The 16,215-nt window shown below is 36.8% G+C and carries 12 protein-coding genes; all 12 read left to right on the top strand.

Features of this window, described 5'->3' with window-relative positions; all coding sequences use genetic code 11:
• The first annotated feature begins 162 nt into the window (after positions 1 to 162).
• Complete coding sequence (locus KKG99_02025; protein MBU1011759.1) at positions 163 to 1,278, top strand: succinylglutamate desuccinylase/aspartoacylase family protein; 1,116 nt, start codon at positions 163 to 165, stop codon at positions 1,276 to 1,278.
• Positions 1,279 to 1,283: 5 nt separating this feature from the next.
• A complete protein-coding gene (locus tag KKG99_02020) occupies positions 1,284 to 1,820 on the top strand; it encodes a hypothetical protein (GenBank protein ID MBU1011758.1) in 537 nt (178 codons plus the stop codon).
• A 41-nt stretch (positions 1,821 to 1,861) separates the two neighbouring features.
• Positions 1,862 to 3,553: a gamma-glutamyltransferase gene (gene ggt / locus KKG99_02015; protein MBU1011757.1), complete on the top strand. Its 1,692-nt coding sequence runs from the start codon at positions 1,862 to 1,864 to the stop codon at positions 3,551 to 3,553.
• Between the two features lie 15 nt (positions 3,554 to 3,568).
• Positions 3,569 to 4,717, top strand: coding sequence for a poly-gamma-glutamate synthase PgsB (gene pgsB / locus KKG99_02010; protein ID MBU1011756.1), 1,149 nt, complete (start codon positions 3,569 to 3,571; stop codon positions 4,715 to 4,717).
• Positions 4,714 to 5,139 carry a poly-gamma-glutamate biosynthesis protein PgsC gene (pgsC, locus tag KKG99_02005; GenBank protein MBU1011755.1) on the top strand — a complete coding sequence of 142 codons (426 nt, stop codon included), beginning with the start codon at positions 4,714 to 4,716 and terminating at the stop codon, positions 5,137 to 5,139. Before pgsB ends, pgsC begins: the two co-directional genes overlap by 4 nt.
• Complete coding sequence (gene pgsW, locus KKG99_02000; GenBank protein MBU1011754.1) at positions 5,136 to 6,194, top strand: poly-gamma-glutamate system protein; 1,059 nt, start codon at positions 5,136 to 5,138, stop codon at positions 6,192 to 6,194. Before pgsC ends, pgsW begins: the two co-directional genes overlap by 4 nt.
• Before the next feature lie 66 nt (positions 6,195 to 6,260).
• A complete protein-coding gene (locus KKG99_01995) occupies positions 6,261 to 9,443 on the top strand; it encodes a SusC/RagA family TonB-linked outer membrane protein (protein ID MBU1011753.1) in 3,183 nt (1,060 codons plus the stop codon).
• Positions 9,444 to 9,475: 32 nt separating this feature from the next.
• Complete coding sequence (locus tag KKG99_01990; GenBank protein ID MBU1011752.1) at positions 9,476 to 10,846, top strand: SusD/RagB family nutrient-binding outer membrane lipoprotein; 1,371 nt, start codon at positions 9,476 to 9,478, stop codon at positions 10,844 to 10,846.
• 225 nt (positions 10,847 to 11,071) lie between these two features.
• A complete protein-coding gene (locus KKG99_01985) occupies positions 11,072 to 12,052 on the top strand; it encodes an aspartate/glutamate racemase family protein (protein ID MBU1011751.1) in 981 nt (326 codons plus the stop codon).
• A gap of 60 nt (positions 12,053 to 12,112) precedes the next feature.
• Positions 12,113 to 13,657, top strand: a complete 1,545-nt coding sequence (locus KKG99_01980) for a hypothetical protein (protein ID MBU1011750.1) — start codon at positions 12,113 to 12,115, stop codon at positions 13,655 to 13,657.
• 9 nt (positions 13,658 to 13,666) lie between these two features.
• The gene (locus KKG99_01975; GenBank protein MBU1011749.1) at positions 13,667 to 15,043 is read left to right on the top strand and encodes a sigma-54 dependent transcriptional regulator; all 1,377 of its coding nucleotides are present in this window, start codon (positions 13,667 to 13,669) and stop codon (positions 15,041 to 15,043) included.
• Positions 15,040 to 16,215: hypothetical protein (locus tag KKG99_01970; GenBank protein MBU1011748.1), on the top strand; the 1,176-nt coding region annotated here is incomplete at its 3' end. The genes KKG99_01975 and KKG99_01970, both read left to right, overlap by 4 nt.

The following is a 16,215-nucleotide window of genomic DNA, read 5'->3' as shown; positions in this document are numbered from 1 at the left end:
TAAGATGTTATTATATATAATTTATACGATTATTTTAATTTATCTCACGGGGATCCTTTCGATCGAATTCTACCATGAGAAAAATTGGAAAAATTTAATAGCTATTTCAATGGTATTATTAGTGTTTATTCTCCGAATACTGCAAATTAAATAAGGATGTTATTGCGTAAATATATATTGAAAATAATAATCATTTTGGTGATGGCAGTGGTAGGCACGATTGCTGCTTTTGAATTCAATTCAATGCATCGGATGGAGCCGCTTTTCCCAAGTAAAGACTTAACAAAAATTGCTAAACTTAGCGATTATCATAAAGGACTTAAAGGTTCGGAAGGAGACTCGGATGTGTATTTTTACGATAGTGGAAAGGAAGGTGCCACCGTATTATTAGCCGGAGGAACGCATCCGAATGAATCGGCGGGATATATGGCTGCAGTTGTTATGCTGGAAAATTTAAAAATCGAAAGTGGCAGGATCATCATCATTCCTATGTTGAACCAGAGTGCATTTACTTGTACCGATCCAATGGAAGCCTTGCCTGACTTTTTCGAAATAAAAACAGAAAAAGGAGTCCGTAAATTTCGTTCAGGCTCTCGTGCATCAAATCCACTTCATCAATGGCCTGATCCATTGGTATATTCCCAATATCCTTCGGGACAAAAATATTCAGGTGCAGATTCACGAAATTTGAATCGTTGCTACCCGGGTAAAGAAAACGGAACACACACTGAACAAGTTGCATTTTCGATCATTCAGTTATTAACACAAGAAAAGATTGACCTTGCTTTTGATTTACATGAAGCGGCTCCTGAAATTCCGATAGTAAAAGCAATTGTTTATCATGCCAAGTCAGAAGGATTGGCAATGAACGCTATTCTCGACTTGGAAATGGATGGATTGTCATATACACCGGAGCTTTCGCCTCCTAATTTTCATGGATTAAGTCATCGCGAGTGGGGTGATAATACGGATGTATTGCCCATCTTGATGGAAACAGCAAATCCCATTCAAGGCAGATTGAGAGGCAAAACAAATGCAGATTTAATTTTGACTGGGTACTGCCCAAATTATAAAATTGCGAAGGAAACAGGTGCTTTAAAAATTGCTTATGATGATGAAGGTGAAAGTCTGGAAAGCAGAGTTGGCAGGCACATCAATGGATTTGTTGCAATCCTGAATGCATATAACAGCGAATATCCTGAAAGAGCAATTAAAATATCAGGGTTACCTACGTATAATGATTTAAAAGAAAATAAAATTGGTAAATATTTAAACTAAGAATTATGAAGAAAACATTGAGTATTGCAGCAATATTGTTATTCGCACTTGCCGCATTTTCACAAAACAAATTTGAACAGCCTGTTCTGATTACCTCAGCCGGACAAAGTGCAGATGTGAAACTGGTACAACTATTGGCTAAAAGACAAGCTATAGAAGGCGAAACAAAAGTAATGGCAAAGGAAACTGATATGGCCGGGGTTAAAACACTCATCATTGTTCCTGGATTTAGCTCAAAAGGATTAGGTTCAGCAGGGATTAGCCAGGAAGATGAAATGAACAGAGTAAAAGAATTGGTGAAAACTGCGCAGAGAAAAAATATACCTATAGTATTGATGCATATCGGAGGAAAATCACGAAGAGGAGGACAATCGGATGGGTTTTGTGAAATTATTGCTGAAAACTGTAAATCCATGATTGTTGTTAAACAAGGAAATGAGGATGGTTTCTTCACGGATATCGCAAAGAAGAACAACATTCAAATAATGGAAGTTGAAAAAATCAGCGATGCAGCCGTTCCACTGAAAGAATTATTTAAATAGGGAAGATAAAAGTTTAAAAGACACACTTAATTTAAAATTTTATGAACACATTAAAACTTAGAATTTTATTAATATCGCTGGTTTTCCCGTTTATACTAATTGCACAAACTGGCAATTTAGTTCAGGGGAAAAATGGGATGGCTGCTACGGCCCATCCGTTGGCCTCCCAGGCAGCTATTGAAATGCTACAAAAAGGTGGGAATGCGGTTGATGCTGCAATTGCTGCCACATTTGTTATAGGTGTTGTAGAACCTGATGGGTCCGGTATTGGTGGTGGTGGCGGAATGCTTATTTATTTGAAAGATAAGAATCAGTCATTTTATATCAATTTTTATCCTCGGGCACCAAAAAATATTCCTGCTAATTTCAATTCATCCAACGATAGGCTTACAGGAAAATCAATTTGCATACCCGGAACTGTTGCAGGGCTTACATTGGCTCATAAAGAATTTGGTTCATTGCCTTTATCAACATTACTGGCCCCTGCAATCCGGTATGCAAATGATGGATTTGCCATTGATGCCACACTGGGTTCTCTCATCCTGGATAATACAGAAGCACTCGCCTTGAACAAAGCAACCGCTTCCGTATACTTAGATGAAGGATTTCCAAGAATGGAAGGTCAGATTTTAATCCAAAAGGACCTTGCAAAAACACTAACAAAAATTAGTAAAAAAGGATATAAAGGCTTTTATAAAGGATCTATTGCCAAGGATATGGTTGAAGGAATTAATAAAGGAGGAGGCAATTTTACTTTAGAAGATTTTAAAAATTATCAGGCTGAACTAGCTGAACCTGTTAAAGGAATTTATAGGGGCTATGAAATTATAAGTGCCGCCAATCCTCAATCCGGAGTTTCAATCATTGAAGGATTAAATATTCTGGAAAATGCAGACCTAAGTCGTATGGGGCATTATACAAAAAATGCCAAAACGCTTCACCTTTTGGCTGAAACATTTAGGAAAATATATACCGACCGATATTATTTTATTGCTGATCCTGCTTTTGTTGATGTTCCGATGAAAGGCCTCTTATCTAAAGAATTTGCATTGGAACGTTTTAACGCAATTAATCCTTTAATTCCCGTACCTGCAAAATACCGTGATACCGAAATCGGAAATCCAATTAAATACCAAAATATCGAAGATACCGATAAGAATTTGATTGATGTGGAGCTTAATGGAGAAACCACTCATTTATGCGTTATTGATAAGGATGGGAATGCTGTTTCATTAACCCAGACTTTAGGCACCTTCTTCGGAGCAGGGCAAATCGTAAATGGGGTGCTGTTTAATTGTGCGATAACTAACTTCTCAGGTGCTAACAATCCAAATTCATTGCAAAGCCAAAAACAACCCAGAAGTTCTATTGCCCCAAGCATAGTTTTAAAAGACAACAAACCATTTTTGGTTATTGGAACGCCAGGTGCAAATCGAATTATTTCAACGGTTCTGGAAGTAATGGTAAATATACTCGATTTTAATATGAACGCTGAAGAAGCAAATACTGCCCCTCGATTTTATACTCAAAAATTTGAAGATTACTTACATGTGGAATCAGGGGTAGGGCAAGATATAATTGATCAATTAACAAAAATGGGACACTCGTTAAGAGTTTATGATGGCGTTGATTTATTTTTTGGTGGAGTTCAGCTTATCACAATTGACCCCCAAACAGGGATATATACCGGATCAGCTGATGTAAGAAGAGGAGGCTTGGCTATTGGATATTAAAACCTAACTCATCAAATGATTATAACTGTTGCAATAATAGTTTTAATTCTTTTATTGATGATTGGCGAATCGCTGGTCATCAATAATTGTGTTAAAAAGATAGCAGTTAGAATTCATATAAATGGAACTCGCGGTAAATCAACAATTACAAAATACATATTTTCAGGGTTAAAAGAGGATGGTTTAAAAGTGCTAGGAAAAGTAACAGGAGAAATACCAACACTTTTATTCCCAGATGGCTCTCATAAAGAAATAAAACGAAGAGGGACGGCAAGAGTTCAGGAGCAATTCAATATCATCCGCAAAGCAAAAAAGGAAAAAGTTGATGTATTGATCCTGGAGTGTATGTCAATTGATCCAATCCTTCAAAACCTTGAAAGTTTCTTCTTTAGGCCTGACATTTATATTATTAGTAATATCAGAGATGATCATCGCGAGAAAATGGGAAATTCGCTAGATGATCAGATTAAATCAATTTGTGACGCAATTCCTTCAGATAGTAAAATTATAGCCGGCGAAAGTGCATATATTGATATAATAAAAAGGGTCGCCATAGTTCGCAATTCTCAATTTATACAAGCCATCAACTTAACCGATGAAGAGAAAAAAAACATTCCTCAATTAGCTCTCGAAATTAATGTACAATTAGCCCTTACCGCTTGTATTGAATCTGGAATTCCCAGGCAAATAGCATTTAAAGGTATTTTAAAACAAATTGAAAAAACCAAATCTCCGCTATGCCCAATTACAAATGGTCAGCAAAAGCGATATTTTCTGAATGCTTTTTCAGTAAATGATATCCCATCCTTTAAGGATTATCTAAAGCACTGGACTTCAGAATTAAGCATCACAAATAAAATTTCCGTTGTTTTTAATACAAGATCTGATCGCCCTTTACGTACGGGTTTATTTGTTGAATGGATAAAATCCAATCATGAGAATATTGACACTGTGATTCTCACCGGTGATCATAAAATGATGGCAAATCGTTTACTTTCCAAATCAGAAACAAAATTCAAAATCAAAAATATTCCAAACAATTACCAAAGCTCCATTAAAGATTTAATTCTTGAAAGTATTGTAAATTCAAGTTTAATAGTTGGAGTTGGAAACATTAAAGGACTTGGTTATCAAATTATAAATGAATTTGCTGAAGCATCATGATCACTGAGATATTTTTAATCGGGTTAGTAGTTGGTTTCCTCTTTTATGAATTGGTAGGAATATCTCCGGGTGGAGTTGTTGCGCCTGCCTACCTGGCACTTTACATTTATCAGCCCGAAAAAATCGCAATGACCATTTTGTTGTCATTAATTATTTTAATTGTTATTAGAACCCTTTCCAAACATCTCATTATTTATGGCAGGAGAAAATTACTGCTTGCCTTGCTTTTAAGTTTTGCACTCAAATTATTAATCGATAGCTACATTCAGCCAATAAGTGCAATTAAGTTCGATCTGCAATCAATCGGCTATATCATTCCAGGGTTAATTGCCAGCGAAATGACCCGTCAAAGAATAGTGCCAACCTTGCTTTCGCTTGGCATTGTTTGTTTGTTAACCTATCAAATATCCCAATTTTTATGAGAAACCTTTCTCTAAATATTAGGTTATTGATTGTTTTCAGCACTTTGCTGATAGGATTCATGATTTCAAATTTTTTGTTTACCACAAACAAGAACAGTGTGTATGAAAAAGAAATGCATCAGGCAGTCGATCTTACCAAAAAATGGTTCGGTATCATAAAGAATCAAAAGGAGAACAGAGGGATTCATTCGGACGCAGTTTCAAACATTCCTTACAGCTTTTTATTGGGTAACGATTTCACAACGATCACAACCACATTAGGTTCGTTGAATGCCAAAGAGATTTCAACGAACCCTGACTTTTCTGCTTTAATTGTACGATTGATAAAGAAAGCGGGTATTAAAGAAAGCGCTAAAGTAGGTGTCATTTTATCCGGATCTTTTCCTTCACTATCTATTGCTGCGTTGGCAGCTTTGCAGACTTTAAACCTTGGGGCGGTCATTACAAGTTCTCTGGGTGCTTCATCGTATGGTGCCAATCAGGAGACAGCCACATGGATTGATATGGAAAACTGGTTAATTGATGATGGTGGCTTGAAATATCATTCTGAAATTGTTTCAAAAGGAGCCGAAAATGATATCGGGTCAGGGCTGAGTGAAGAAGGGAATGTGTTTTTGGAAGATGCAGCGAAAAGAAATGACCGAACACTATACTCGCCTCAAAATCTAACTCAGGCCATAACGGATCGGGTTGATCTGTTTGTATCAAATAATATTTCATTACTCATAAATATTGGGGGTAATCAGGCTGCATTAGGAAGTTGTACCCATGCTGTTTCCATTCCGAATGGGTTTAACAAAAATATCACGTTATGCGATGATAAGGATAGGGGTGTAATTCAGGAAATCAATGCGATGGGCATTCCGGTCATTAATCTTTTAAATATTAAAGAATTGGCTAATAGATACGAAATGGATATTTCTCCCGGGATTCAATATTCAGCCTCAAACAAGCTTTTCAATGAAAAACGTACCAATAAAACCATACTTTCAATCACCTTACTGGTTAGCCTATTTTGTTTAATTGTATCAGTACCACGGAAAATGAAAACTTAACCGATAAACCAACTTTAAATTAATGAATATAACCTTTACCTTAAAACAAATTAAAACTGGAAGCTTATGAAAAATTTAATCTTATTTCTGGCATTCTTTTCGCTCTTCGGAATGCAGGCTTACGCTCAAACAATCGTTACCGGTACAGTTAGCGACAAGGAAGGAACAATTCCTGGTGTTAACGTATCTGTAAAAGGAACAGCGCAAGGAACGACAACCAACCAGGATGGTTCATACACTGTGAATGTCCCGGTTGGATCTACTGTCCTGGTTTTCTCTTTTATTGGGATGAAAACACAGGAAATTACAATTACAGGTGGAGTTCTAAATGTAGTTATGGAACCGAGTGACATCAATCTTGATGAGGTTGTTGTCACGGCACTTGGTATTTCACGTGAAAAAAAGGCACTAGGATATACAGTCCAGGAAGTGAGTGGGTCGGAGTTAGATAAAAGGGGCAATAGTGATATTGTATCCTCACTCGCGGCAAAGGCTGCAGGGCTCCAGGTTACCAGTTCATCCAGTAATGCAGGAGCTGCATCTTATATGACTATTCGGGGTGCTGCTTCACTTACCGGAAACAACCAACCCTTATTTGTCATCGATGGGATGCCAATAAGCACAGAACCTTCTTATCGGGGTGGTACGGGTCAGTCGGGTTATTATACATCATCGAGAAGTATTGACCTTAACCCCGACGATATTGCATCTTTAAGCGTACTAAAAGGGGGTGCTGCAACAGCGCTTTATGGACTGCTGGCTTCCAATGGGGTTATTGTAATAACAACCAAAAAGGGAGCCCTTGACCAAAAAATGAAAGTTAAACTTCACTCTTCAGTGGGATTTAAGCAACTTGGGAAGCATATCGAATTGCAAGATAAATACGGACAAGGATTAAATGGAAGCTGGCGTAGTAAATACAACGGTGCTTGGGGTCCATTATTGGATACCACTAGCTATTCGAGAGAAACAGTCGATTGGGCAAATCCTTTGCTTGATGTTGATGGTGCTATTGTAAGTAAAAATCATCCGAATGCAACCGGTGAGCCTGTAAAAACATTTGACCAATATGAATTTTTCCGAACAGGTGTTTCGTACAATAACAATATTAGTATAGAGGCAGGCAATAATAATTCATCCTATTACTTCTCCATTGGAAATTTGAATGAAGAAGGGATTGCCCCAAATAATGATTTTGACAGAACGACCATCAGGCTAAATGCTGAAACAAAACTGACCGAAAAAGTCAGTACGGGCGCTAATGTGATGTACTCACACACGATCAATAACCTAATCAGAGAAGGTGGAACCAGTTCAGGTATAGGAATAGGCCTGTACAGAACACCAGCAACATTTAATAATGCTGCTGGTTATAAGCTTGAAGATGGTACTCAAAGAACATATACCGGAGTTAATGGAACCTATAATAATCCCTACTGGTCCGTATATGAACAATTTTTTAAAGATATTAACGACAGGTTTGTCGGTAATACTTTTCTAAAAGCAAAATTTAACGACTGGATGTCTTTATCCTACAATGTAGGGGTTGATTGGTACCAAAGAAGATTTCAGGAAATTTCAAATTGGAACAGTCAGGGCAGGTTGAAAGGTTATTTGAGGGAGCGGTCAGAACATCATATGATGTTTAATTCGGACTTGATCTTAAGTATTAAGAAGAAAATCAATGAAGACTTGGGATTTAATTTAAATCTTGGACAGAACATGTACCAACAAAGTTATAGGTACCTTACTGCTTATACCGCCGATCTTTCCATACCGGGTTTATATAATCTGGATAACACAAGCAAACAGACTGCAGGAAATGGTACAACCGAATATAGGACCGCTGCAATATTTGCTGATCTGAGTATTGATTATAAGAATATGCTCTACTTCGGAGCTACACTGCGTAACGAATGGTCAACAACCATGCCTGAAGATAATCTTTCAGCACTTTTCCCATCCTTTAGTGGATCTTTCCTGTTTTCTGAATTACCTCAACTGAAGGATAACAAAATACTTACTTTTGGAAAATTAAGGGCTTCATGGGCGAAAACCGCTAATATAGCTGATCCTTACAGGACTTCTTCTTATTATGGTTCCGGAAGCGCGGATGATTATTATACCGCCGGAATTTCTTTCCCTTTCTTAGGAACAGCAGGATATACAGTAGGAAACACAGTTGGCAATCCAAATTTAAGACATGAAACCCAGACTTCTTTTGAAATCGGGACCGAACTGAAATTTTTGGAAAATAGAATTGGATTGGATGTGTCATATTTCTTTAATGAAAACATCGACCTGCTTCTTCCGGTTACCATTGCTGCCGCTTCAGGTTATACAAATATGTATCTAAATGCTGCATCAATGGAAAGCAAAGGAATTGAACTCAGTATTTATGCAGTTCCGGTAAAAATCAAGGAATTTCAGTGGGATATAAGATTAAATTTCACAAAAATGAAAAACCCTGTAACAGGTTTAGCCAAAGATGTTAGCTATGTAACACTTAACGGCGATACCAAAGCACAGATTAATGCTGCTGTTGGACAGGATTATGCTACTATTTACGGATTCGATTGGTATCGCGATGCTAACGGCAATATTCTAATTAATGATGATCCGACGGATACCCATCCTGATGGATTCCCATGGACAAATAAGACCTCCACTGTACCTCTGGGTAAAGTAAATCCTGATTGGACCATGAATATATATAATACCTTGACTTATAAAGGTTTTGAGTTAACTGCATTGATTGATATCAAAAGTGGTGGATATGTGAACAACGGAACCAGATTCAATTTGAACTATTACGGACAAACCATTGAAACGCTTGACCGATCAACTCCTACCGTTTTCGAAGGTGTTTACGGGCATTTAGATGCAAACGGTAATGTTGTATCCACCGGTGTAGTTAACACAACCGAAGTAATAAAAGATCAAAGCTGGTACAGAGGCGAAAATAGTTTCACGAGTGGAGGTGCCGCATCACAGGCAGTTGAAGATGCAAGTTGGGTTAAGTTGAGAGAGCTTACCTTGTCTTATACCTTTAATAAAGCAATGCTTTCAAAATTGAAATTACAAGGACTTGAAGTTTATGCTACCGGAAACAATTTAATTGTATCAACTCCTTATAAAGGGGGTGATCCTGAAGTCAGTGTTTATGGAGCTACAAACGGACAAGGTTTTGATTATTTCGCAAGCCCGGCAGCTAAATCGTATCTTTTCGGTATAAAACTTACATTCTAAAATAATCAATTGTAACCTATAAAAATAAAAACATGAAAAGTTTATATAAATTAAATATAGCATTTCTGGTAATATTCACTTTGTTTATTACCGGATGTGAAAAATGGATAGATCCGAAAATGAATATTAATCCGGATGTTCCATCAGATGTGCCCATGGATTTGTTGGTTCCAACGATGGAGCTCTCAATGTCCTATCAACTTGGAGGGATCAGGGCTGTTAAAACCACCAATATTTTTATGCAGCAACTGAATGGTGTTGCAAGACAATCAGCCGGGGAAGCAAATTATATTTTGGGACCTACTGATGTTGATGACTTATGGAGGAGATTGTATTACCAATCAATGATGGATGCAACTAAGATCATTCAAAAAGCAGCAGAAGCAAATTCGCCACATTATGCAGGTGTTGCAAAAGTATGTATGGCTTTGAGCCTTGGAACACTAACGAATTTATTTGGAGATTTGCCATATACTGAAGCATTTCAAGGTGATGAGGGATTAATAACACCTGTTTATAACACGCAACAAGAAATCTATGCTACAATTGATGATCTCCTGGCACAAGCAATCACGGACCTTGGTTCAACAACAAACACCACTGCACTTGCCGGGGATATTATTTACAGTAATAATAAAACATCATGGATAAAAGCGGCCAATGCAATCAGGGCAAGATATGCACTTAACAAAAAGGACTACACTAATGCAATTGCTTATGTCAACAGTTCCTTTGGCTCTTCTGATAAGTTTGTAATGAACTTTGGGACAGCAAATACAGAAGCAGGGCCGATGTATCAGTATGCAACTGTATCTTCATATAAAAATGACATAAAAATGTGTAAAACATTTATTGATAAACTTGCAGCAACTTCTGACCCCAGATTATCATTCTATGCTAAAGCACTAAGTGGAAAATATGTAGGAAGTCCGGCAGGTTCGGAAATTACAAGCGCATCAACACTCGGAACCTATAATAACAGTGCATCAGCACCGGTTGTGTTAAGTTCATATGCCGAAATGCAGTTTATAAAAGCAGAATGTTTATTTAAGCAAGCCTCTCCTGATGCTGCAGGAGCTGCCGCTGCCTATAAAGCCGCAGTCGCTTCATCGGTACTTGCAGTTACCGGAAACGCTAATACCACTTGGCTGAATACAAATATCAATATTGAGGATGCCACTACTATTACACTCGAAAAAATTATCGAGCAGAAATATCTGGCAATGTACTCGACCGTGGTGCCTTACGATGATTATCGAAGAACGGGATACCCTGCACTTACACCTGTAGCCGGTGCCGGTCCGATTCCTGCAAGGTTTCCTTATCCGCAAACTGAAATTTCATACAACCCTAATTGTCCTGTAATCGTTGACAATAATCAGAAATTATGGATTTTTCAGTAAACAATGTGTTTAGTGGATTTAATCTTGATCAAAGACAAATGAGCTATGTATTTAGGATGTTTAAGCTTTAATTAATTTGAAGGCAGACCATCATTCCTGAATAGAATCAGTGGCATCATTTTTTATTAATAAAAGGTTAAGAAAGCCCTATGAGTTAGAACGACTCATAGGGCTTATTAAGCCAATAGAAGTATTTATCCACACTAACTCATTATCATTAAAGAAATGAAAAAGCATCTCTTAATCAGTACCCTTTTTTTAATTCTTCTTTGCTCAAATACGAAGGCTCAAACTACTTCTGTCAACTCATTATTCGAAAAAGATAGTATCACCGTCGTAATAACCGATTCAGGTTTAGGTGGACTTTCTGTTTTGGCAGAGATGGAAAAAAATATGCGAAATTCCGGGCATTTTGCAAAAATCAACTTAGTATTTGCAAATGCGCTTTTCAATGAAACCGGAGGCTACAATGCGCTTACAAATCGAAATGAAAAAGTCGAAACATTCAACATGGTCTTGAATGGAATAAGTAAAAAATATAAACCTGATTTAATTCTAATTGCCTGCAACACGCTGTCAACAATTTATGAAGAAACCAATTTTGCAAAAACTGCCATCATCCCAATAATCGGGATTGTTGATATTGGCGTGTTAGAAATCAAAAAGAAGTTGGATCAAAATGCAAATTCAAAAGTATTAATTTTTGGCACCGAAACTACCATCGAAGAAGACAGCTATCGTTCTCAACTGGTTGAACAAGGTATTTCAAATGCACGGATTGTGTCACAAGCCTGCCCTCAATTGCAAAATTACATAGAGAATAATCCTTTAGGGGAGGATACAGAAATTCTTATCATGTCATACGTAGATGAGGCGCTTGCAAAGGGTACTTACCCAAAAGATAGCATTTACGCGAGTTTAAATTGTACCCATTTTGGCTACTCGAAAAAAATATGGACTGAAGCATTTAATTATTCAGAAATTGAACCTCTGGCCATCATTAATCCCAATGTGCAAATGGCCGAGATTCTATTAAATAAAAAATTCGAAAATAGATTTATCAATACTGCGATTGATATTCATGTGGTTTCAAAAGTAAACATCAATGACGAAAGCGTACAATCAATTTCCGGTATTCTTAAAGAACAATCAATCGCTGCTTCTTTAGCACTGATTAATTATCAAAAAGTATTAGACCTGTTTTAAAGTTGAAAAGCATTATTTTTGTTCATCAAACAATTGCAAATCATAAAAAGGGTGGAGCGAATGTTGAAAATTGAGAACAATAAAATCAAAAGAAAATATCAGAAAAACAGTGTTCTGTTCACTCTAATTTTAGTATCTCTGGTTCTGATATCATATAACGTCATTAATAATTGGCACAAAAAAACCATAGCCAAAAATTCGGTTTTATGTAATGCAACCGCTAGGGAATTATTAATGATTTCCAAAGAGAACATTGAGGATTTTGGCAATAATTCCTATTTTTCGATGGCTGAATTACCTCCAACCCAACAGGATGAAATGGATATTACGCTTACCAAAATAACAGAAGAAATTTTGTCAGAGCATATAGGCTTGGAAGGTGGATTTTATTTTAATGGTATTGATAAATTTCTGGGTTACGCTTATCCCACTAGCAATCCACCAATACCCGTTTACGGCCCACCTCCCCGATCATACAATATCATCAGGGAACAATGCTTAAAGAGCATTGCTCAGAATAGTTACCTTTTAGAGTTACATGGATTTGATCCGGCAGTGTTTCCATTAATGACAATTCCCGTTAAGTTTCAAAATAAAACAGTTGGGACCATTTGGGTGCGGATTCATATTGAAAGGGAATTACCGCTTATTAAATTACAAAATGTGGTAAATATTGCCGCAGTTATTTTAATCATTAGTTTATTATTTGTTCTTTGGTTTACTTATCAACTGAGAGAAAATATTCAATCTATTCGCAATGAATTGGAAAAAATACATTTAAATCCAAATTATCGATTACAAAATAGAGAAAAGTTATTTAGGGAAATTGTTTCATCCATTAATTTAACATTGGAAAAGTTAGAATCTGGAAACCATCAGCGACGCAGTTTGGAACTTAAACTCCTGCAAAGAGAAAAAATGGCATCCATTGGGCGCATTGTGGCAGGTGTTGCACATGAAGTTCGTACGCCACTGGCAATTATCAAAACCAGAATTCAAATATGGCAACAACTATTGAAAGAGCAGAAACTTTCGGGAAACAAACAAGAACTGATCACTGAAGATGCCATGGAACTTGTTGTGAATGAAACAAATCGTTTGTCAAATTTAATTAAGCGGCTTTTAATATTCTCAAAGCCTATCAATAAAACAATGTTTAATATAAATCTTCTTGATCAAATAAGAGAAACGATCAATATACTCCAAATACAAAAAGAAAATTCAAACATTGAATTTGTCATCAATGATAATGATGATCCATTCATCGAAGCGGATCCAAACTCTATTCAACAGGTTTTTATTAATATCCTTGCTAATTCGATGGAGGCTATGCCGAATGGAGGGAAAATAACAATCAATATCAAATCGGTTGAAAACGATCGCTTAATGATTGAATTTATTGATACAGGGGAAGGTATTCCTGAACATATTTTTGATCGAATGTTTGAACTCTTTGTAACCTCTAAACCCTCCGGTGTTGGATTGGGCTTGCCCATCTCTTATGAAATCATAAAAGCCCACAATGGAGAAATATTTTTTGAAAACATTGATCAGGGTGGTGTTAAATGCACAATTTTATTTCCAATAAAGCAACAATTGGTTTAAAAAATAATTATGGATAACGAGAAGAAAATACTAATTGTAGATGATGAGGCTTCCATGCGTCGGAATATTGTTGACCTACTTTCGATGAAAGGATATTCACTGTTAGAAGCGAAAACAGGTGAAGAAGCCATTGATATGATCGAAAGTACAACATTGGACATTTTAATTCTGGATATAAATCTGCCAAATATGAGCGGGTTAGAGGTTTTGAAGCTCACGAAAAATAATTATCCTGAGTTACCTTGTATCATGCTTACCGCTTATGGAACGAGTGAAAAAGCAATTGAAGCGATGAAATTGGGTGCTTTTGATTATATGGAAAAACCTTTCGAGCTGGAAGAGTTTATCATGATCATCGAAAGAGCGCTTAAGCATAGTGAATTGCTTAAAGAGTTAAAGCAACTGCGTTCTAAGGTTTCCAGTTCTAAGTCAGAAGAGGGTTCTAAGATCATTTCGAAGAATTCAAAAATGCAGGAGATTTTTAAAACCATTGGTCGGATTTCTGCAACTGATGCTTCCGTGCTTATACAAGGCGAAAGCGGGACCGGTAAAGAACTCATAGCCGATGCCATTCAACGACATTCTCATCTGACCGACAAACCTTATGTTAAAATTAACTGTGGTGCCTTATCTGAATCATTGCTTGAGAGTGAAATCTTTGGTCATGAGAAAGGATCATTTTCAGGGGCCGAATCACAACGGAAGGGACTTTTTGAATTGGCAAATGAAGGAACGGTCTTTCTAGACGAGGTGAATAGTATGCCACCGTCATTGCAGGTTCGTCTGCTCAGAATAATACAAGGACAATCTTTTTTCAGAGTCGGGGGTACTACACCTTTAAAGGTAAACGTGAGGATTATAGCAGCCACCAATAAGGATATTGAAGATGAAGTTAAGGCAGGAAGATTCAGGGAAGATTTGTATTACCGGCTTAATGTTGCCCGGATCAATATCCCTCCATTAAGGGATCGCCCGGATGACATCCATGTGTTGATCGACTACTTTTTCCAAAAGTATAGCCCCACTCAAAAACTGATTTTGCAGGAGGATAGTTTGCAAAACATACTCGATTATCATTGGCCCGGAAATGTGCGCGAACTGGAAAATACCATTCATAGGGCATCTATTATGACAACCGATAATATTATCAGAATTGATAAACTACCTCACGAAACAAACAGACGTACCAATCTCAATGCAACTTTACAATCATACTTAAATGATAAATATTCGTTTAAAAGTATAATTGCAGATATTGAAAAGAAATTATTGACCGAAGCATTAAAAATCAATAATTATAATCAATCAAAAACTGCCGACTACTTAAAAATGAATAGAAGATTGCTTTATTCAAAGGTTAATGAACATTCAATCATCATAAAATGAAAAAGATTCTTGTCCTACTCTTGGTTTGTTTGCTTTTCAGCTTTTCATATGGACAAAGCATTGAAGGCAATATTGAAGTCTATTTGAATGAAATGGTTGAAAGTCTGCCGGGTAGCAACGGTAATGATTATCAGGCTCCAACTGTGGCTCAATTAAATTCGTGGGGCAATATGATGGATGCCATTTTTGACGGGAATATTGAATCGGCGAATGGTTTGGCTGCTTCATTAAATTATCAGATTATTGATTTTCAGGATACAACAATAGCATCGAACAATCGGTTTTATGTCATAAAGGAAAATAGTTCACAGATCCATTATTGGGGTACTTACGTTATTAGTATTAATCCATTACGGAATAATTTGATTATTCAGGCACCCCATCCTGTTTATGATTCACAAACCGGATATCAGGCGATATTTTGTTTTAAGAGATTAATTCCAAGGGCACTTTTTATCAGCGGAACCCATCGTTGTAATAATTCAGAATATTCGGAATGTTCGGGTACAACAACAGCTTGTGGCCCATCGTCGCCTTACCGAATCTCAGACAATGCCCACAATAGCAACTCTGTTTTTCAAAAAACTACCGAAGCGTTTTTTAATGAATTTGACAATAGTATTTTTTTACAACTTCATGGATTTGCTCAAGACTCGGGTGATCCTGATCTGATTATGAGTAATGGAACGAGGATCACTCCCTCCATCGACTATCTTTCATTAATTGAAGAAGCATTCTTGCAGGATGATCCATCCATTACGTTTAAATTAGCAAATATTGATCTGGACTGGACAAGATTGACAGCTTTCACAAATACCCAGGGAAGATTGATCAACAAGAGCACTGATCCTTGTTATGAAAATGCCTCATCCTGTGATGGAAGATTTATTCATATTGAACAGGAGCGTACAAAGTTCAGGAGTGACTCAACAGGTTGGTATAAGATGTATTCTGCTCTAAAAAGTGTTTTCAGTATAGATACTATCACCACGGGCATAAAAAAATATCCGGAAAAGGACGAAATTAAGATTTCGCCAAACCCAAGTAATGGGTATTTTCAGATCGACCTGAAAAGAGATTCGAAAGTCGTAATATATAATTGTCTGGGTGCAATCATCTATAGCCGAAGTATATCTGAATCCAACAGATTGAATGTTGATCTTAGAAATCAT

Source organism: Bacteroidota bacterium (assembly GCA_018816945.1).
Taxonomy (GTDB): Bacteria; Bacteroidota; Bacteroidia; order Bacteroidales.
The sequence above is the reverse complement of the archived record's forward strand: the minus strand, read 5'-3'. Positions and strand labels throughout refer to the sequence as shown.